The sequence below is a fragment of the Pseudomonas sp. efr-133-TYG-23 genome (genome assembly GCF_030209215.1).
GTDB classification, from domain to species: domain Bacteria; phylum Pseudomonadota; class Gammaproteobacteria; order Pseudomonadales; family Pseudomonadaceae; genus Aquipseudomonas; species Aquipseudomonas rhodesiae.
Window position 1 is genome coordinate 85,675 of sequence record NZ_JARVSL010000001.1, and the last position, 19,096, is coordinate 104,770.

Below are 19,096 nucleotides of genomic sequence, written 5' to 3' on the forward strand. Positions count from 1 at the left end.
TCTGCCATTCATGAACAAGGAGTTATGACATGCAATCCCGCCACTTGAAGTTACTCGCCGCCGCCACGCTGACCGCCTGGTCGCTGACCGCCGGTTTCGCCCAGGCCGCCGGTGTGCTCACCATTGGTTGCCGTGAAGACAGCACCACCTTTGACCCGATCAAAAGTGCGCAGAACCGCGATACCTGGGTGTTCGCCAATGTCTACGACACCCTGGTGCGCGTGGATAACCTGGGCACCAAGATGGAACCGGGCCTGGCTGAACGCTGGGACATTTCCAAGGACGGCCTGACTTACACCTTCACCCTGCGCGACGCGAAATTCTCCGATGGTTCGCCGATCACCGCCGCCGACGCCGCCTTCAGCCTGTTGCGCATCCGCGACAACAAAGCCTCGTTGTGGAGTGACCCGTTCAGCCTGATCAACACTGCGAAAGCCGCCGACCCGAAAACCCTGGTCGTCACCCTCAAGACCCCGGCGGTGGCCTTCCTGTCCCAGCTCGCTTCGCCGACGGTGTCGATCCTGTCGGAAAAAGCCATGACTTCCATGGGCGAAGACGCCTACTCGGAAAATCCGGTGACGTCCGGCGCGTTCACTGTGGAAGAGTGGCGCAAGGGCGATCGGGTGATCCTCAAGAAGAACCCGAACTTCTGGCAAGCTAAAAACGTCAGCCTGGACGGCGTGGAGTGGGTCTCGGTGACCGACGACAACACCCGTATGCGCATGGTGCAGAACAACGAACTCGATACTGCGATTTTCGTGCCGTTCTCCCGGGTTGAAGAACTGGAGAAAGACAAAAACGTGGTGGTTCACGCCGACCCATCCACCCGCGAAGATCACCTGCTGATCAACCATGCCCACGGCCTTCTGGCCAAGCCGGAAGTGCGCCAGGCGCTGGACATGGCCATCGATAAGCAATCGCTGGTCAAAACCGTCACGTACGGACAAGGCACCGTGGCCTATTCCTACATCCCAAAAGGCTCGCTGTACCACTACGCCAACAACTTGCAACGCCCCTACGACCCTACCGCCGCCAAAAAGCTGCTGGAGCAGGCCGGCGCCAAGGACTTGAAGCTTAACTATGTGGTCAATGCCGGCAACGAAGCCGACGAGCAGATTGCGGTGATCATCAAGGATCAGTTGGCCAAGGTCGGCGTGACCGCCAACCTGCAGAAGGTCGACCCGACCCAGAGCTGGCAGATGCTGGTGGACGGTGAGTACGATATTTCTGTGATGTACTGGACCAACGACATCCTCGACCCGGACCAGAAAACCACCTTCGTGCTGGGGCACGACACCAACCAGAACTACATGACCCGATACAAGAACGACAAGGTCAAGGACCTGGTAGCCGCAGCCCGCATCGAAGCTGACCCGGCCAAGCGCGAGCAGATGTATGTGGAACTGCAGAAACTGGCGAAACAGGACGTGAACTGGATCGACTTGTACTACAGCCCTTACATCAACATCTCACGTAAGAACATAAGCAACTTCCTGCAAAACCCGCTGGGCCGCTTCACCCTTGAGGAAGTGGTGAAAAACTAATAATCAGGGAACCGCGCAATGCAAATGTGGCAGGGGGCAAACCCCCTCCCACATTTTGTTCCAGTTGTGTCAGTGGTTACTGGGCATCGAATGCCTGCCCATTCACGCCCGCGCTGTCCGGCCCCATCAAATACAGGTACACCGGCATGATTTCCTCCGGTGCCGGCCTTTCCATCGGGTTTTCCCCTGGATAAGCCTGGGCACGCATGCTGGTGCGGGTGCCGCCTGGGTTGATGCTGTTGGCCCGCACCGCCGCCACATCCTCCAGTTCGTCGGCCAGGGTCTGCATCAAGCCTTCGGTGGCGAACTTCGATACGCCATACGCCCCCCAGTACGCCCGGCCTTTGCGCCCAACGCTGCTGGAGGTGAACACCACCGATGCATCCTGGGACAGCTTGAGCAGCGGCAGCAAAGTGCTGGTCAGCATAAACATCGCATTGACGTTCACATGCATCACCCGCATGAAGTTCTCGCCGGACAACTGTTCGATCGGCGTGCGTGGGCCGATGATCGAAGCGTTGTGCAGCAGGCCGTCGAGGTGGCCGAATTCCTTCTCGATCATCGCCGCCAATTCATCGTATTGATGGGGCAGGGCGGTCTCCAGGTTAAACGGAATCACCACCGGTTGCGGGTGGCCAGCGGCTTCGATTTCGTCATACACCTGGGCCAGGTTGGCTTCGGTCTTGCCCAGCAAGAGCACGGTGGCTCCATGGGCGGCATAGGTTTTCGCCGCTGCCGCGCCAATCCCGCGACCGGCACCGGTCACCAGGATGACGCGGCCTTTGAGCAGTTCTGGACGTGCGGAGTAATCAAACATAAATAGCCTCGACAGAATTCAACATGTTTCAGCACAAAACTTGAGACCGGTGGAGATCCCTTGTGGGAGGGGGCTTGCCCCCGATAACGGTGGATCAGTCAACAAATGCAGTGACTGACACACTGCAATCGGGGGCAAGCCCCCTCCCACAGGGGATCTTCATCGGTCAGCTGGATCGATGAGCCATCAGCAACTGCATAGCGCGTTATCCAGCACCTTGCGCAGTTCCAGCGGGTGATCCACCACCACATCCGCGCCCCAGTGGCGCGGGTTGTCGTCCGGGTGGATATAGCCATAGGTGACCGCGGCTGTGCGCGTGCCGGCGTCGCGGCCGGACTCGATGTCACGCAGGTCGTCACCCACGAACAGCACGCTGGCCGGGTCGAGGTCGAGCATCTTGCACGCCAGGATCAGCGGCTCGGGGTCCGGTTTGCTGTTCTTCACATGGTCCGGGCAGATCAGCAATGCCGAACGCTCGGCCAAGCCCAACTGCTGCATGATCGGCTCGGCAAAGCGCACCGGCTTGTTGGTGACCACGCCCCAGATCAGGTTGGCCTTTTCGATGTCCGCCAGCAGCTCGCCCATGCCGTCGAACAGCTTGCTATGGATCGCGCAGCCCTTGAGGTAGCGTTCGAGAAACTCTTGGCGCAGTTCCTCGAAGCCTGGGGACTCGGGGTCCATCGAGAACGTCACCGCGACCATCGCCCGCGCGCCGCCGGAGATTTCATCGCGGATGTGTTGGTCGTTGATCGGCGCCAGGCCTCGGTCGGCGCGCATGGCCTGGCAGATGGCGATAAAGTCCGGCGCCGTATCCAGCAGGGTGCCGTCCATATCGAAGAGAACCGCTCGCAACTTCACAGGCTTACTCCTCGCGCAGGGTCTGGATCATGTAGTTGACGTCGACGTCGTTGGCCAGCTTGTAGTGCTTGGTCAGCGGGTTGTAGGTCAGGCCGATAATGTCCTTGACGGTCAAACCGGCCTGGCGGCTCCAGGCCCCCAGCTCGGACGGGCGGATGAATTTCTTGAAATCATGGGTGCCGCGCGGCAGCAGCTTCATGATGTATTCGGCGCCGATGATCGCGAACAGGTACGCCTTGGGGTTGCGGTTGATGGTGGAGAAAAATACCTGGCCGCCCGGCTTGACCATGCGGAAGCACGCGCGGATCACCGATGACGGGTCCGGCACGTGTTCGAGCATTTCCAGGCAGGTGACCACGTCGAACTGCTCGGGCATCTCTTCGGCCAGGGCTTCGGCGGTGATCTGGCGGTACTCCACGTTTACGCCGGACTCCAACTGGTGCAACTGGGCCACGGCCAGTGGCGCTTCGCCCATGTCGATGCCCATCACCGTGGCACCGCGCTGGGCCATGGCTTCGCTGAGGATGCCGCCGCCGCAGCCAACGTCCAGCACCTTCTTGCCGGCCAGATTGACGCGTTCGTCAATCCAGTTGACTCGCAGCGGGTTGATGTCGTGCAGCGGTTTGAACTCGCTTTCGCGGTCCCACCAGCGGTGGGCCAGGGCTTCGAATTTGGCGATTTCGGCGTGGTCGACGTTGCTCATGGTGAATCCTCTGAATCTGATAAATCGGTGGGCCGGTGTTGAACGCGCAGGTTCACCACCGTCGTTATTCGTGCTGCCCGCTGATGCGCCTGCCCCAGGCAACGGCCGTGGCGGTCAACTGTTGCTCATCCATGCGGGTCAATCGCCGGTCGTCGAGCAACTGCTTGCCGGCGACCCAAAGGTGTTTCACGCAATCGCGTCCGGTGGCATATATAAGCTGTGAGACCGGATCGTAGATCGGTTGTTGCGCCAGCCCCGACAGATCGAAGGCGACGATATCCGCCGCCTTGCCTAGCTCCAGCGAACCGATCTCAGTGTCCAGCCCCATGGCGCGCGCTCCGTTGAGCGTAGCCATGCGCAGTGCGCGGTGCGCGTCCAGGGCGGTGGCCGAACCGGCGACGGCCTTGGCCAACATCGCAGCGGTGCGGGTTTCGCCGAGTAAATCCAAGTCGTTGTTGCTGGCGGCGCCGTCGGTGCCGAGGGCCACATTGACGCCAGCCTGCCACAGACGTTCCACCGGGCAGAAGCCACTGGCCAGTTTCAGGTTCGACTCAGGGCAATGGATCACGCTGGTATTGCTTTCTACCAGCAAAACCAGGTCGTCCTCGCTGATTTGAGTCATGTGAACGGCCTGGAAGCGCGGCCCCAACAGCCCGAGGCGGCTCAGGCGCGCCAACGGCCGCTCGCCGGTCTGCTCCACGGCTTGCTGCACCTCGCCGGCGGTTTCGTGTACATGCATATGGATGGCGGCGTCGAGTTCTTCGGCGATTACTCGGATTTTCTCCAGATTGGCGTCGCATACGGTGTAGGGCGCGTGGGGGCCGAAGGTGATATTGACGCGCGGGTGGTGCTTGAGGTCGCCGAACAGCTCGATGCCCTGGCGAATCGCTTCATCGGCGGTGCTGGCGCCAGGGATCGGGAAATCGAGGATCGGAATCGCGATCTGCGCGCGCATGCCGCTGTTGTGTACGCAGTCGCTGGCGACCTTGGGGTAGAAGTACATGTCGGAGAAACAGGTGATGCCCCCTTTGAGCTGTTCGGCGATAGCCAGGTCGGTGCCGTCGCGTACAAAGGCTTCATCGACCCACTTGGCCTCGGCGGGCCAGATATGCTTCTCCAGCCAGGTCATCAGCGGCAGATCATCGGCCAGGCCGCGAAACAGGCTCATGGCCGCGTGCCCGTGGGCGTTGATCAAGCCGGGGCTGAGCAGCATGCCCGGCAGCTCGCGCACCTCGGCGGCCTGCAGTTTCAACGCTGCCGCCCGAGGCCCGATAAAGGCGATGCGCCCGTCGCGGATGCCCAGGCCGTGCTCCCTGAGCACCACGCCGGCGGGCTCCACAGGTACCAGCCAGGTCGGCAACAGCAAGATGTCGAGCGGGGCGGCGGTGGGGGTCATCGCGGGCTTCTTCCTGGGCAGCTATAAAAGAAGCGCGAAGTATACCCGAGCGTCCTGGCTGGCGGATCGCTATAATCGGCGGCTTTTGTTCATGAGTGCGGAGTAAGGGATGCGCGATCGACTGTTGGCTGCGGAGAAAGTGAAGGCCATCGATTGGCGCGACGGCACGCTGCACCTGCTCGACCAACGCGCTTTGCCGTCCCGCGAGCGTTGGGTCGCCTGCGCCACGGTGGACGAAGTGGCCGCGGCCATCCGTGGGATGGTGGTGCGCGGCGCGGCAGCCATCGGTATCAGTGCGGCCTATGGCCTGGTACTGGCCGCTCGGGCGCGCATCGCCGAGGGCGGTGACTGGCAAGCCGGGTGGGAAGAAGACTACGCACTGCTCGCCGAGAGTCGTCCGACCGCGTCGAACCTGTTCTGGGCCCTCAAATGCATGCGAGACCGCCTCGACCGTCTCAAGAAACACGCCGATCCGCTGGCTGCGCTGGAAGCCGAGGCCATTGCGATTCATGAAAGCGACCGCGAAGCCAACCTGACCATGGCGCAATTGGGCGTCGACCTGATCCGCAAGCATCAGGGCAATGCCCAGGCCATTTTGACCCACGGCAACGCGGGCGCGCTGGCCACCGGCGGGGTCGGCACGGCGCTGGGGGTGATCCGTGGCGCATTCCTTGAGGGCATGGTCGAGCAGGTCTATGTCAATGAAACCCGTCCTTGGCTGCAAGGTTCACGGCTGACCGCCTGGGAGCTGGCAGGCGAGGGCATCCCGGTCACGGTGAATGCCGACTCGGCCGGTGCCCATATCCTCAAGACCAAAGGTGTGACCTGGGTGGTCGTGGGCGCGGACTGCATCGCCGCCAACGGTGATGTGGTCGGCAAGATCGGCACCTACCAACTGGCGGTCTGCGCCATGCATCACGGCGTGCGCTTTATGGTAGTGGCGCCGAGTTCCACCCTGGACCTGATGATGGAGACCGGCGAAGACGTCGCCCTGGAAGAACGCAATGCCGGTGAATTGCTGGAGGTGATGGGGCAGCAGCTGGAGGTCGGCGCCTACAACCCGGTGTTCGATGTGACGCCAGCCGACCTGATCGATGTGATCGTGACCGAAAAAGGCATCGTCGAACGGCCGGATACCGCGAAATTGGCCAAGTTGATGTGCCGTAAGCGGCTGCACTGAGGTTTATGTGGAGGCTGAAATGGTCATCGTGGGCAAGCCCCCTCCCACATTTGACTGTGTTCACATTTTCAGTGTGCGAGGGGCTTGCCCCCGATTGGCTCTAAAAGTCAACAAAACCCTCGGATTCTCCCTCGAAAAATACCACCACCCCACCTCTGAGCCCCTCTCGTCGCCCTCAAGCCTGTCATCCGTCAACTTACTATGCTCCATGCCCATCAAGGGGATAGGTGCGTGGCGGCGATTGTGATAACATCCGGCGGTTTCCAAGGTCACCCCGAGGGGCGGCCTATAACGTGCAGATCCGTGTCATAACTCGTTGATTTGTCGTAAGTCGTTGCCAGGCACTCTGCCGGCAGCGGCGAGCTTCGTTCGTCCCATATGGATGTGACGAAGTTTCACCCGAAAAAGGAATCAGGCTTCTCATGGGCGAACTGGCCAAAGAAATCCTCCCGGTCAATATCGAAGACGAGCTGAAACAGTCCTACCTCGACTACGCGATGAGCGTGATTGTCGGTCGAGCACTGCCTGATGCGCGCGATGGCTTGAAGCCCGTGCACCGGCGTGTGCTGTTCGCGATGAGCGAGCTGGGTAACGACTGGAACAAGCCGTACAAGAAATCTGCCCGTGTTGTCGGTGACGTGATCGGTAAGTATCACCCTCACGGCGACACTGCGGTGTACGACACCATCGTACGTATGGCCCAGCCGTTTTCCCTGCGCTACCTGTTGGTAGACGGTCAAGGCAACTTCGGTTCGGTCGACGGCGACAACGCCGCGGCCATGCGATACACCGAAGTGCGCATGACCAAGCTGGCGCACGAGCTGCTGGCCGACCTGCATAAAGAAACCGTGGACTGGGTGCCGAACTACGACGGCACCGAAATGATCCCGGCCGTCATGCCGACCAAGATCCCCAACCTGCTGGTCAACGGTTCCAGCGGTATCGCCGTGGGCATGGCCACCAACATCCCGCCGCACAACCTCGGTGAAGTCATCGACGGTTGCCTGGCTCTCATCGACAATCCTGAGCTGACCGTCGATGAGCTGATGCAATACATCCCTGGTCCGGACTTCCCGACCGCCGCGATCATCAATGGTCGCGCCGGTATCATCGAAGCCTACCGCACCGGTCGCGGGCGCATTTACATGCGTGCCCGCTCGATCATCGAAGATATCGACAAGGTCGGTGGCCGCCAGCAGATCGTGATCACCGAACTCCCGTACCAGTTGAACAAGGCGCGTCTGATCGAGAAGATCGCCGAGCTGGTCAAGGAGAAGAAGCTCGAAGGTATTACCGAGCTGCGCGACGAGTCCGACAAGGACGGTATGCGCGTCGTGATCGAGCTGCGTCGTGGCGAAGTGCCGGAGGTGATCCTCAACAACCTCTACGCCCAGACCCAACTGCAAAGCGTGTTTGGTATCAACGTCGTAGCCCTCATCGACGGTCGCCCGCGCATTCTGAACCTCAAGGATCTGCTGGAAGCCTTCGTCCGTCACCGTCGCGAAGTCGTCACCCGCCGTACCGTGTTCGAACTGCGCAAGGCCCGCGAGCGCGGCCACATCCTGGAAGGCCAGGCGGTTGCGTTGTCGAACATCGATCCGGTGATCGCGCTGATCAAAGCCTCGCCAACCCCGTCGGAAGCCAAGGAAGCGCTGATCAGCACGCCTTGGGAATCCAGCGCCGTGGTAGCCATGGTCGAGCGCGCTGGCGCCGACTCCTGCCGTCCGGAGAACCTGGACCCGCAATACGGTCTGCGCGAAGGCAAGTACTTCCTGTCCCCGGAACAGGCCCAGGCCATCCTGGAACTGCGTCTGCACCGCCTTACCGGTCTGGAGCACGAGAAGCTGCTGGCCGAGTACCAGGAGATCCTCAACCAGATCGGCGAGTTGATCCGCATCCTCAGCAGCGCGGTGCGCCTGATGGAAGTGATCCGCGAAGAACTGGAAGTGATCCGCGCCGAATACGGCGATGTGCGCCGCACCGAGATCCTCGATGCGCGCCTCGACCTGACCCTGGGCGACATGATCCCGGAAGAAGAGCGCGTGGTGACCATCTCCCACGGCGGCTATGCCAAGACCCAACCGTTGGCGGCCTACCAGGCCCAGCGTCGTGGCGGTAAAGGTAAGTCGGCTACCGGCGTGAAGGATGAGGACTACATCGCTCACCTGCTGGTAGCCAACAGCCACACCACGCTGTTGCTGTTCTCCAGCAAGGGCAAGGTGTACTGGCTCAAGACCTACGAGATCCCGGAAGCCTCCCGTGCCGCCCGTGGTCGTCCGTTGGTCAACCTGCTGCCGCTGGACAGTGATGAATACATCACCACCATGCTGCCGGTCGAGGAATACACCGAAGGTCACTTCATCTTCATGGCCACCGCCAAAGGCACCGTGAAGAAGACCCCGCTGGAATCCTTCAGCCGTCAGCGCAGCGTTGGCCTGATCGCCCTGGAGCTGGACGAAGGCGACGTGCTGATCTCGGCCGCCATCACCGATGGCGAACGTGAAGTCATGCTGTTCTCCGACGGTGGCAAGGTTACGCGCTTCAAGGAGTCCGACGTACGCGCCATGGGCCGTACCGCCCGTGGTGTGCGCGGCATGCGTCTGCCGGAAGGGCAGAAGCTGATCTCGATGCTGATCCCGGAAGAAGGTAGCCAGATCCTCACCGCTTCCGAGCGTGGTTACGGCAAGCGCACCGCCATCAGCGAGTTCCCGGAGTACAAGCGTGGCGGCCAGGGCGTGATCGCCATGGTCAGCAACGAGCGCAACGGCCGTCTGGTCGGCGCGGTGCAAGTGCTCGACGGCGAGGAAATCATGCTGATTTCCGACCAGGGTACCTTGGTGCGTACTCGCGTGGCCGAAGTGTCGAGCCTGGGTCGTAACACTCAGGGCGTCACCTTGATCAAGCTGGCCAAGGACGAAAAACTGGTGGGCCTGGAACGCGTCCAGGAACCCTCGGAAGTCGAAGGCGAAGAGCTGGAAGGTGAGGCGTTTGAAGGCGAGGTGATCCCGACAGGCGATGACACCGTCGACGAGCCTACCCTCGACGCTGCCGCAGACGAAGAAGAACCGCAGGAATAAGCGGACACACAGGGGGCGGATGAAGATTCGCCCCCTTGTTGTTTGTCCCCTATGAAATAACACGTCCTTTGGCTGGACGCGGTCAATGTGGGAGCTGGCTTGCCTGCGATGGCAGCGCCGCGGTATCACTGCGCTACCGAGGTGCCCTTATCGCCGGCAAGCCAGCTCCCACAAGGGTTCGCTCCAGAGAAAGGTTGTTACCGAACATGATTGCAGCCCCACCAGATCAGAGTGAGATTGGATGTGAGCAAGAGAGCCTATAACTTCTGTGCCGGTCCCGCGGCGCTTCCTGAAGCAGTCCTGCAGCGCGCGCAGGGTGAACTCCTCGACTGGCATGGAAAAGGCCTCTCCGTGATGGAAATGAGCCATCGCAGCGATGAGTTCGTGTCCATTGCCACCAAGGCCGAGCAGGACCTGCGCGACTTGCTGGACATCCCCTCCAATTACAAAGTGTTGTTCCTGCAAGGCGGCGCCAGTCAGCAGTTCGCCCAGATCCCGCTGAATCTGCTGCCGGAAGACGGCACTGCGGACTACATCGACACCGGTATCTGGGGGCAGAAAGCCATTGAGGAGGCCTCGCGCTACGGCCACGTCAATGTGGCGGGCACCGCCAAGCCTTACGACTATTTCGCGATTCCCGGTCAGAACGAGTGGAAGCTGTCGAAGGACGCGGCCTACGTGCACTACGTACAGAACGAAACCATCGGAGGCCTGGAGTTCGACTGGGTGCCGGAAGTCGGTGACGTCCCGTTGGTGTGCGACATGTCCTCGGACATCCTCTCGCGCCCGATCGATGTGTCCAAATACGGCATGATCTACGCCGGCGCGCAGAAGAACATCGGCCCGAGCGGCATCCTGGTCAACATCATCCGCGAAGACCTGCTGGGCCGCGCCCGTTCGCTGTGCCCGACCATGCTCAACTACAAGGTCGCGGCCGATAACGGCTCGATGTACAACACGCCGCCGGCATTCGCCTGGTACCTGTCGGGCCTGGTGTTTGAGTGGCTCAAGGAGCAGGGCGGTGTGGCTGCCATGGGCAAGCTCAACGAAGTGAAGAAGCGCACCCTGTACGACTTTATCGATGCCAGCGGCCTCTACAGCAACCCGATCAATAAAACGGATCGCTCGTGGATGAACGTACCGTTCCGCCTGGCCGATGATCGCCTGGACAAGCCGTTCCTGGCCGGTGCCGACGAACGCGGTCTGCTCAACCTCAAAGGCCACCGTTCGGTAGGTGGCATGCGCGCCTCCATCTACAACGCTGTCGACATCAACGCGATCAACGCGCTGGTGGCCTACATGGCAGAGTTCGAAAAGGAACACGGCTAATGTCTGAACAAGAACTCAAGGCCCTGCGCGTTCGCATTGACAGCCTGGACGAGAAAGTCCTGGAGCTGATCAGCGAGCGCGCGCGATGCGCCCAGGAAGTGGCGCGAGTGAAGATGGCGTCCCTGGCCGAAGGCGAAGTGCCGGTGTTCTACCGCCCTGAACGCGAAGCCCAAGTGCTCAAGCGTGTAATGGAGCGCAACAAGGGCCCGTTGGGCAACGAAGAGATGGCGCGGTTGTTCCGTGAAATCATGTCGTCGTGCCTGGCCCTGGAGCAGCCGCTGAAAGTGGCGTACCTCGGTCCTGAGGGCACCTTCACCCAAGCGGCGGCCATGAAGCACTTCGGCCACGCGGTGATCAGCAAACCAATGGCGGCGATCGACGAAGTGTTCCGCGAAGTAGCGGCCGGTGCGGTGAATTTTGGCGTGGTGCCGGTGGAGAACTCCACCGAAGGCGCGGTCAACCACACCCTCGACAGCTTCCTTGAACACGACATGGTGATCTGTGGCGAAGTGGAGCTGCGTATCCACCACCACTTGTTGGTGGGCGAGAACACCAAGACCGACAGCATCAGCCGCATCTATTCCCACGCTCAGTCCCTGGCTCAGTGCCGCAAGTGGCTGGATGCCCACTACCCGAATGTCGAGCGTGTGGCGGTGTCCAGCAACGCCGAAGCGGCCAAGCGGGTCAAGGGCGAGTGGAACTCAGCGGCGATCGCTGGGGATATGGCCGCGGGCCTGTACGGCCTGACGCGCCTGGCGGAAAAAATCGAAGACCGCCCGGACAACTCCACGCGCTTTTTGATGATCGGCAATCAGGAAGTGCCGCCGACCGGCGACGACAAGACCTCGATCATCGTGTCCATGAGCAACAAGCCCGGCGCCCTGCATGAGCTGCTGGTGCCGTTCCATGACAACGGGATCGATCTGACGCGCATCGAGACTCGGCCTTCGCGCAGCGGTAAATGGACCTACGTGTTCTTTATCGATTTCGTCGGCCATCACCGCGACCCGCTGGTCAAAGGCGTGCTCGAGAAAATCAGTCAGGAAGCCGTGGCACTCAAGGTGCTGGGCTCCTACCCGAAAGCGGTTTTGTGAGGCGTTAACATGAGTGGCAACTTCCTCGCCCTGGCTCAGCCGGGCGTGCAACAACTGTCGCCTTACGTTCCGGGCAAGCCGGTGGACGAGCTGGCGCGCGAGTTAAACCTGGATCCGGCCAACATCGTCAAGCTGGCCAGTAATGAGAACCCGTTGGGCCCAAGCCCCAAGGTGTTGGCGGCGATTCGTGAAGAGCTGGCGGAGTTGACCCGTTATCCGGACGGCAATGGCTTCGCACTCAAGTCCTTGTTGGCGGAGCAATGTCGTGTGGAACTGAACCAGGTGACCCTGGGCAACGGCTCCAACGACATTCTTGAGTTGGTAGGCCGTGCTTATCTGGCCCCGGGCCTGAATGCGGTGTTCAGCGAGCACGCGTTCGCGGTCTACCCGATCGTGACTCAGGCCGTTGGTGCCGAGGCGCGGGTGATTCCAGCCAAGGAGTGGGGGCATGACCTGCCGGCCATGCTGGCGGCCATCGACGCCCAGACCCGCGTGGTATTCATCGCCAATCCGAACAACCCCACCGGCACCTGGTTCGGTGCCGAAGCCTTGAACGACTTCCTGCAGGACGTGCCGGAGCATGTGCTGGTGGTGCTGGACGAAGCCTACATCGAGTACGCCGAAGGCAGCGACCTGCCGGACGGCCTGGATTTCCTCGCGGCGTATCCGAACCTGCTGGTGTCGCGCACGTTTTCCAAGGCCTATGGCCTGGCGTCGCTGCGGGTGGGTTATGGCCTGTCGAGCGCGGTGGTCGCCGATGTGCTGAACCGCGTGCGCCAACCGTTCAACGTCAACAGCCTCGCCCTGGCGGCGGCCTGTGCGGCGTTGAAGGATGTCGACTACCTAGAAGAAAGCCGTCGCCTCAATGAAAGCGGTATGCAGCAGTTGCAGGATGGCTTCCGCGCATTGGGCCTGGGCTGGATTCCGTCCAAGGGCAACTTTATCTGTGTCGATCTGGGCCAAGTGGCTGCGCCGATATTTCAAGGGTTGCTGCGCGAAGGTGTGATCGTGCGCCCGGTGGCCAACTACGGGATGCCGAACCACCTGCGTATCACCATCGGCTTGCCGGCTGAAAACAGTCGCTTCCTGGAGGCGTTGGCCAAGGTTCTGCCTCGTGGTTGATGTCACTGCATTGCAACCTGCTGTGCCTATGATCGGTCGCCTGGTGGTAGTCGGTCTGGGCTTGATCGGCGGTTCCTTCGCCAAGGGCCTGCGTGAAAGCGGGCTGTGCGGTGAAGTAGTGGGCGTCGACCTGGACCCGCAATCGCGCCAACTGGCCGTTGAGTTGGGCGTGGTGGATCGCTGTGAAGCCGACCTGGCGCTCGCGTGTAAAGGTGCTGACGTGATCCTGCTCGCCGTGCCCATCCTGGCCATGGAAAAGCTGCTTGCAGTGCTGGCTCAGATGGACCTGGGGCAAGCGATCCTGACCGATGTCGGCAGTGCCAAGGGCAATGTGGTGCGCGCGGCGCAACGGGCCTTTGGCGGCATGCCCGCGCGCTTCGTGCCTGGGCATCCGATTGCCGGCTCCGAGCAGAGCGGGGTGGAGGCGTCGAATGCGCAGTTGTTCCGCCGGCATAAGGTCATCCTGACGCCGCTTGAGCAAACGGATCCGGCGGCCTTAGCGGTGGTGGATCGTCTGTGGCGCGAGCTAGGGGCGGATGTGGAGCATATGCAGGTCGAGCGGCACGATGAAGTGCTGGCGGCGACCAGTCATTTGCCGCATCTACTTGCCTTTGGCCTGGTGGATTCGTTGGCCAAGCGCAACGAGAACCTTGAGATTTTCCGTTACGCCGCCGGTGGTTTCCGCGATTTCACGCGGATTGCCGGCAGTGACCCGGTGATGTGGCACGACATCTTCCTGGCCAATCGCGAGGCGGTGTTGCGCACCCTGGACACCTTCCGTAGCGATCTCGACGCTTTGCGCGATGCGGTCGACGCCGGGGATGGCCATCAATTATTGGGCGTGTTCACCCGTGCGCGGGTGGCGCGTGAACATTTCAGCAAGATCCTGGCTCGCCGGGCCTATATGGAAACCGCTGTGAGCGCCGATGCGTTGACCTTTCTCGCCAATCCAGGTGGCCGCCTCAGCGGGCGTATCCGGGTGCCCGGGGATAAGTCGATCTCCCATCGCTCGATCATGCTGGGCTCATTGGCCGACGGCGTGACCGAAATCGAAGGCTTTCTTGAAGGCGAAGATGCCCTGGCGACCTTGCAGGCGTTTCGCGACATGGGTGTGGTGATCGAGGGGCCGCACCATGGTCGCGTGGTCATCCATGGGGTGGGGCTGCACGGTCTGAAACCTGCGCCGGGGCCGATTTATCTGGGTAATTCCGGCACATCCATGCGCTTGCTCTGTGGGTTGCTGGCTGCGCAAAGCTTCGACAGCGTATTGACTGGCGACGCGTCCCTGTCCAATCGCCCGATGAACCGCGTGGCCGAGCCGCTGCGTGAAATGGGCGCGCAGATCGAAACCGGCCCGCAAGGGCGACCACCGTTGACCATTCGCGGTGGCCAGTCCCTGAAGGGTTTGACCTACACACTGCCGATGGCCAGCGCCCAGGTCAAATCCTGCCTGCTGCTGGCCGGTCTGTATGCCAATGGCAAGACCGCGGTGACTGAACCGGTGTCAACCCGTGATCATACCGAGCGTATGTTGCGCGGCTTTGGTTATCCCGTGGCGGTGCACGGGGCGACGGCAGCGGTTGAATCCGGCCATGCGCTCAAGGCGACCCATATTGAAGTGCCGGGGGATATCTCGTCGGCGGCGTTCTTTATGGTGGCAGCCTCGATTGCCGAGGGTTCCGAGTTGGTGCTGGAGCATGTTGGCATCAATCCGACACGCACCGGCGTGATCGATATCCTGCGGCTGATGGGCGCGGATATCACGCTGGAAAATCCCCGTGAAGTGGGTGGCGAGCCAGTAGCCGACCTGCGGGTGCGTGCGGCTGCGCTGACGGGTATTGAAATCCCCGAGGCCCTGGTGCCGTTGGCGATCGATGAGTTTCCCGTGTTGTTTATCGCGGCGGCGTGCGCTGAAGGGCGAACCGTTTTACGCGGCGCGCAAGAGTTGCGGGTCAAGGAGTCTGATCGTATCCAGGTCATGGCCGACGGTCTGTTGGCGCTGGGCGTGAAGTGTGAAGCCACCCCTGATGGGCTTATCATTGACGGCGGCCCGATGGCGGGGGGTGAGGTTCATGCCCATGGGGACCATCGCATTGCCATGGCCTTTAGTGTGGCTGGGTTGCGGGCAACTGCGCCGATTCATATCCATGACTGCGCCAATGTTGTTACGTCTTTTCCGAATTTTCTTACACTGTGTGCCCAAGTCGGCATCCGTGTTGCCCAAGAGGCTCAATTGTGAATATCAAAGCACCGGTGATAACCATCGACGGGCCAAGCGGTTCGGGTAAAGGCACGATCGCCGGCATCCTGGCTAAGCGCCTTGGCTGGGGCCTGCTGGATTCCGGCGCGCTTTATCGCTTGCTGGCGTTTGCCGCGCGTAACCACGGGGTCGACCTGACCAATGAGGCGTTGCTGACCCAGCTTGCTGCTCATCTGGATGTGCAATTCATCGCGGCGACAGACGGTCAACTGCAGCGCATCATTCTTGAGGGCGACGAAGTCAGTGATGCCATTCGCACTGAAGATGTCGGCTCCGGAGCGTCACAGGTGGCTGCGTTGCCGGCCGTACGGGATGCGCTGCTGCAGCGTCAGCGGGCGTTTCAGGAGCCGCCGGGCCTGGTCGCCGATGGGCGCGATATGGGGACTGTGGTGTTTCCCGACGCACCGTTGAAGATTTTCCTGACGGCCAGCGCCGAGGAACGGGCGCGCCGCCGCTACTTGCAGTTGAAGGGCAAAGTCGATGGTGTTAGTCTGTCGAGTCTGCTAGATGAGATCCGTGCACGCGATGAGCGTGATACCCAGCGCGCAGTAGCCCCGCTCAAACCGGCGGCCGATGCCATACAGCTGGATTCCACGGAGTTGTCCATCGAGCAGGTGCTGGAACGCATCAGGAGCGAGATCGCCATTCGCGATATCGCCGGGTGACCAAGAAGGCTGCAGGGGACCAGTCATAGTCCTGTGGTGCTTCTTTTAATTGAAACTGACCCACACCGTCTGGGGTGTGGAGATGGGCGTATTCTTCGCCCTTATCAACAGGAATTAAAATGAGCGAAAGCTTTGCGGAACTCTTTGAAGAAAGCCTAAAAACCCTGAACCTTCAGGCAGGCTCCATCATCACCGGTGTTATCGTTGATATCGATTACCAAGCTCGCTGGGTAACCGTTCACGCTGGTCTGAAGTCTGAAGCTCTGATCCCGCTGGAACAGTTCTACAACGATGCTGGTGATCTGACAATCAATGTCGGTGACGAAGTTCACGTTGCTCTGGACTCGGTTGAAGACGGTTTCGGTGAAACCAAGCTGTCCCGTGAAAAAGCCAAGCGCGCTGAATGCTGGATTGTTCTCGAAGCAGCCTTCGCAGCTGAAGAAGTGGTCAAGGGCGTTATCAACGGTAAGGTTAAAGGCGGCTTCACAGTCGACGTTAACGGCATCCGTGCGTTCCTGCCAGGTTCTTTGGTCGACGTTCGTCCAGTGCGCGACACCACGCACCTGGAAGGCAAAGAACTCGAATTCAAGGTCATCAAGCTCGACCAGAAGCGCAACAACGTTGTCGTTTCCCGTCGCAGCGTCCTGGAAGCAGAGAACTCCGCCGAGCGTGAAGCTCTGCTGGAATCCCTGCAGGAAGGCCAACAAGTCAAAGGTATCGTCAAAAACCTCACCGATTACGGCGCATTCGTCGATCTGGGTGGCGTCGATGGCCTGCTGCACATTACCGACATGGCTTGGAAGCGTATCAAGCATCCTTCCGAAATCGTCAACGTTGGCGACGAGATCGATGTCAAGGTTCTGAAGTACGATCGTGAGCGCAACCGCGTTTCCCTGGGCTTGAAGCAGCTGGGCGAAGATCCATGGGTTGCTATCAAAGCACGTTACCCAGAAGGCACTCGCGTGACCGCGCGTGTTACCAACCTGACCGACTACGGCTGCTTCGCTGAGCTGGAAGAAGGCGTGGAAGGCCTGGTACACGTTTCCGAAATGGACTGGACCAACAAAAACATCCACCCTTCGAAAGTCGTACAAGTCGGCGACGAAGTGGAAGTTATGGTTCTGGACATCGACGAAGAGCGTCGTCGTATCTCCCTGGGCATCAAGCAGTGCAAATCTAACCCATGGGAAGATTTCTCTGGCCAGTTCAACAAGGGCGATAAAATCTCCGGCACCATCAAGTCGATCACCGATTTCGGTATCTTCATTGGTCTGGACGGCGGCATCGACGGCCTGGTTCACCTGTCCGACATCTCCTGGAACGAAGTGGGCGAAGAAGCTGTTCGTCGTTTCAAGAAGGGCGACGAGCTGGACACCGTTATCCTGTCGGTTGACCCAGAGCGCGAGCGCATCTCCCTGGGTATCAAGCAACTGGAAAGCGATCCGTTCTCCGAGTACGTTCAAGAGAACGACAAAGGCGCAATCGTTAAGGGCACTGTGAAAGAAGTTGACGCTAAAGGCGCCATCATCACTCTGGCCGACGATATCGAAGCGACTCTGAAAGCCTCCGAAATCAGCCGTGACCGCGTTGAAGACGCGCGCAACGTTCTGAAAGAAGGCCAGGAAGTAGAAGCCAAGATCATCAGCGTTGACCGCAAGAGCCGCGTAATCCAACTCTCCATCAAGTCGAAAGACGAAGTGGAAGAGAAAGAAGCTATCCAGAGCCTGAAATCGGCTCCAGAAGCTGCACAAGGCGAGACCACCATGGCCTCCCTGCTGCGCGAAGCAATGGCTAAGCAGAACTAAGTTCTGTAAAAGCTGTAGGAAAAGGGCGACTTCGGTCGCCCTTTTTTGTGCCTGAAATTTGTTGAATCAACAACTTAGAACCAACGCGTTCAGCTCAGTGTCGGAAGTGACTATAGTCTTTAAAGAGACGCCACCAACGCTGTTGTTTCATAAGGATTCGGATGAACAGGCTTATCGTAGTGCTCGCCCTGGTAATGCTTGCGGGGTGCGCCGCCACCAATGCAAAAACTTATGCAAAGCGCGGCGTCAGCGGTGTTGAGATCGACTGCTCGGGCCTAGGCAACAAGTGGGAGAAGTGCGAGAAGCGCGCTGCACGCGAGTGCAAGATGCAGGGCTACAAGGTTATCACGCGCTCCAGCGACGCCAAGGATGAAGAAGGCGACTACTTGTTTGGATGGAACCCGGCAGGAGCGGTCACACGCAAGATGCTCGTAATCTGCAAATAGCCTAAGGAGCTTTGTTCGCCAGTGTTTATTCAGTCGTATATTAGTTTATGCACGGGCTGTTCAAATTCATCAAGTCATGCTAAAACCTTTGAAGCGCTTTTCCTAGCTGCTTGAAAAAGAAGGGAAAAATATGACGAAGTCGGAGTTGATCGAACGAATTGTCACCCATCAAGGGCTGCTGTCATCCAAGGATGTGGAGCTGGCTATCAAGACCATGCTTGAGCAAATGTCCCAATGCCTTGCCACCGGAGATCGCATCGAAATCCGCGGCTTCGGCAGTTTCTCCCTGCACTACCGCGCACCACGCGTAGGCCGCAACCCAAAGACCGGCCAATCCGTCAGCCTCGACGGAAAGTTCGTTCCCCACTTCAAACCGGGCAAAGAATTGCGGGACCGGGTGAACGAAGAAGAGGAAGAGGGCGTCTGAGTGTTTTTGGGGTAGGAGAAGGTTATGCGTGGGGTTAAGCGCGTTTTGCTGGTACTGACAGTGTTGGTTGTAATCTCGGCTGTCTTGGGTTTTGTGCTCGAAAACCAGCAGGGTGTTTCGCTCTCATTTTTGAGCTGGACAACTATGCAGATGCCGGTAGCGGTGTTTGTCGTAATAGCCCTGATCGTTGGGATGCTGATAGGGCCGTTATTCCGTGCTTTGGTTGGCGGTTGTCGACGAAAAATGGCACCTGCGGTACGCGGCTAAGGACGATTCTTAAGCCTTTGATGCGTTTGGCATGCTGGGCGTAGAAGCCGTCTGTCAGAAAATCTTCCTTATGTATTTCAATTGTCGCGCGGTCTCATGATTTTGT

16 protein-coding genes are annotated in these 19,096 nt (G+C 59.9%); 12 read left to right on the forward strand and 4 right to left on the reverse strand.

Going from position 1 to position 19,096, the window contains the following annotated elements:
- Positions 1–29 precede the first annotated feature (29 nt).
- The gene (locus tag QRN41_RS00385; RefSeq protein ID WP_167416544.1) at positions 30–1,544 is read left to right on the forward strand and encodes an ABC transporter substrate-binding protein; all 1,515 of its coding nucleotides are present in this window, start codon (positions 30–32) and stop codon (positions 1,542–1,544) included.
- A 76-nt stretch (positions 1,545–1,620) separates the two neighbouring features.
- Here the strand turns inward: QRN41_RS00385 and QRN41_RS00390 are convergent, their stop codons facing one another.
- From QRN41_RS00390 to QRN41_RS00405, 4 genes are all read right to left on the reverse strand, one after another.
- Positions 1,621–2,361: a YciK family oxidoreductase gene (locus tag QRN41_RS00390; protein ID WP_034096528.1), complete on the reverse strand. Its 741-nt coding sequence runs from the start codon at positions 2,359–2,361 to the stop codon at positions 1,621–1,623.
- Positions 2,362–2,547: 186 nt separating this feature from the next.
- A complete protein-coding gene (gene mupP / locus QRN41_RS00395) occupies positions 2,548–3,219 on the reverse strand; it encodes an N-acetylmuramic acid 6-phosphate phosphatase MupP (RefSeq protein ID WP_034137439.1) in 672 nt (223 codons plus the stop codon).
- Between the two features lie 4 nt (positions 3,220–3,223).
- Positions 3,224–3,922 carry a bifunctional 2-polyprenyl-6-hydroxyphenol methylase/3-demethylubiquinol 3-O-methyltransferase UbiG gene (gene ubiG / locus QRN41_RS00400; protein WP_010211967.1) on the reverse strand — a complete coding sequence of 233 codons (699 nt, stop codon included), beginning with the start codon at positions 3,920–3,922 and terminating at the stop codon, positions 3,224–3,226.
- Positions 3,923–3,986: 64 nt separating this feature from the next.
- On the reverse strand, positions 3,987–5,318 hold the full coding sequence (locus QRN41_RS00405; RefSeq protein ID WP_034137440.1) for a TRZ/ATZ family hydrolase: 1,332 nt from the start codon (positions 5,316–5,318) through the stop codon (positions 3,987–3,989).
- 109 nt (positions 5,319–5,427) lie between these two features.
- On the opposite strand from QRN41_RS00405, the gene mtnA reads away from it, so the two are divergent.
- From mtnA to QRN41_RS00460, 11 genes are all read left to right on the forward strand, one after another.
- A complete protein-coding gene (mtnA, locus tag QRN41_RS00410) occupies positions 5,428–6,498 on the forward strand; it encodes an S-methyl-5-thioribose-1-phosphate isomerase (protein ID WP_094064554.1) in 1,071 nt (356 codons plus the stop codon).
- A gap of 422 nt (positions 6,499–6,920) precedes the next feature.
- Positions 6,921–9,575: a DNA gyrase subunit A gene (gene gyrA, locus QRN41_RS00415; protein ID WP_034137442.1), complete on the forward strand. Its 2,655-nt coding sequence runs from the start codon at positions 6,921–6,923 to the stop codon at positions 9,573–9,575.
- A gap of 243 nt (positions 9,576–9,818) precedes the next feature.
- Positions 9,819–10,904 carry a 3-phosphoserine/phosphohydroxythreonine transaminase gene (serC, locus tag QRN41_RS00420; protein ID WP_034096533.1) on the forward strand — a complete coding sequence of 362 codons (1,086 nt, stop codon included), beginning with the start codon at positions 9,819–9,821 and terminating at the stop codon, positions 10,902–10,904.
- Positions 10,904–11,998 carry a prephenate dehydratase gene (gene pheA, locus QRN41_RS00425; RefSeq protein ID WP_034096534.1) on the forward strand — a complete coding sequence of 365 codons (1,095 nt, stop codon included), beginning with the start codon at positions 10,904–10,906 and terminating at the stop codon, positions 11,996–11,998. Before serC ends, pheA begins: the two co-directional genes overlap by 1 nt.
- Before the next feature lie 9 nt (positions 11,999–12,007).
- On the forward strand, positions 12,008–13,120 hold the full coding sequence (gene hisC, locus QRN41_RS00430; RefSeq protein ID WP_285421046.1) for a histidinol-phosphate transaminase: 1,113 nt from the start codon (positions 12,008–12,010) through the stop codon (positions 13,118–13,120).
- A 28-nt stretch (positions 13,121–13,148) separates the two neighbouring features.
- Positions 13,149–15,359, forward strand: a complete 2,211-nt coding sequence (locus QRN41_RS00435) for a bifunctional prephenate dehydrogenase/3-phosphoshikimate 1-carboxyvinyltransferase (protein ID WP_285421068.1) — start codon at positions 13,149–13,151, stop codon at positions 15,357–15,359.
- Positions 15,356–16,045: a (d)CMP kinase gene (gene cmk, locus QRN41_RS00440; protein WP_094064551.1), complete on the forward strand. Its 690-nt coding sequence runs from the start codon at positions 15,356–15,358 to the stop codon at positions 16,043–16,045. The genes QRN41_RS00435 and cmk overlap by 4 nt, the downstream gene beginning before the upstream one ends.
- Positions 16,046–16,164: 119 nt before the next feature.
- Positions 16,165–17,850, forward strand: coding sequence for a 30S ribosomal protein S1 (gene rpsA, locus QRN41_RS00445; RefSeq protein WP_034096538.1), 1,686 nt, complete (start codon positions 16,165–16,167; stop codon positions 17,848–17,850).
- A gap of 161 nt (positions 17,851–18,011) precedes the next feature.
- The gene (locus tag QRN41_RS00450; RefSeq protein WP_123480433.1) at positions 18,012–18,296 is read left to right on the forward strand and encodes a hypothetical protein; all 285 of its coding nucleotides are present in this window, start codon (positions 18,012–18,014) and stop codon (positions 18,294–18,296) included.
- Between the two features lie 130 nt (positions 18,297–18,426).
- Positions 18,427–18,723: an integration host factor subunit beta gene (gene ihfB / locus QRN41_RS00455; RefSeq protein ID WP_003189779.1), complete on the forward strand. Its 297-nt coding sequence runs from the start codon at positions 18,427–18,429 to the stop codon at positions 18,721–18,723.
- A gap of 24 nt (positions 18,724–18,747) precedes the next feature.
- Positions 18,748–18,990, forward strand: a complete 243-nt coding sequence (locus QRN41_RS00460) for a LapA family protein (protein ID WP_285421047.1) — start codon at positions 18,748–18,750, stop codon at positions 18,988–18,990.
- Positions 18,991–19,096: the final 106 nt, after the last annotated feature.

Bases quoted from the DNA above. Each gene is read 5' to 3' on its own strand.
- QRN41_RS00450 (WP_123480433.1), top strand. From the start codon at position 18,012: ATGAACAGGCTTATCGTAGTGCTCGCCCTGGTAATGCTTGCGGGGTGC.
- QRN41_RS00435 (WP_285421068.1), top strand. From the start codon at position 13,149: ATGATCGGTCGCCTGGTGGTAGTCGGTCTGGGCTTGATCGGCGGTTCC.
- pheA (WP_034096534.1), top strand. From the start codon at position 10,904: ATGTCTGAACAAGAACTCAAGGCCCTGCGCGTTCGCATTGACAGCCTG.
- ihfB (WP_003189779.1), top strand. From the start codon at position 18,427: ATGACGAAGTCGGAGTTGATCGAACGAATTGTCACCCATCAAGGGCTG.
- gyrA (WP_034137442.1), top strand. From the start codon at position 6,921: ATGGGCGAACTGGCCAAAGAAATCCTCCCGGTCAATATCGAAGACGAG.
- QRN41_RS00385 (WP_167416544.1), top strand. From the start codon at position 30: ATGCAATCCCGCCACTTGAAGTTACTCGCCGCCGCCACGCTGACCGCC.
- QRN41_RS00405 (WP_034137440.1), bottom strand. From the start codon at position 5,318: ATGACCCCCACCGCCGCCCCGCTCGACATCTTGCTGTTGCCGACCTGG.
- mtnA (WP_094064554.1), top strand. From the start codon at position 5,428: ATGCGCGATCGACTGTTGGCTGCGGAGAAAGTGAAGGCCATCGATTGG.
- rpsA (WP_034096538.1), top strand. From the start codon at position 16,165: ATGAGCGAAAGCTTTGCGGAACTCTTTGAAGAAAGCCTAAAAACCCTG.
- hisC (WP_285421046.1), top strand. From the start codon at position 12,008: ATGAGTGGCAACTTCCTCGCCCTGGCTCAGCCGGGCGTGCAACAACTG.
- ubiG (WP_010211967.1), bottom strand. From the start codon at position 3,922: ATGAGCAACGTCGACCACGCCGAAATCGCCAAATTCGAAGCCCTGGCC.
- QRN41_RS00390 (WP_034096528.1), bottom strand. From the start codon at position 2,361: ATGTTTGATTACTCCGCACGTCCAGAACTGCTCAAAGGCCGCGTCATC.
- QRN41_RS00460 (WP_285421047.1), top strand. From the start codon at position 18,748: ATGCGTGGGGTTAAGCGCGTTTTGCTGGTACTGACAGTGTTGGTTGTA.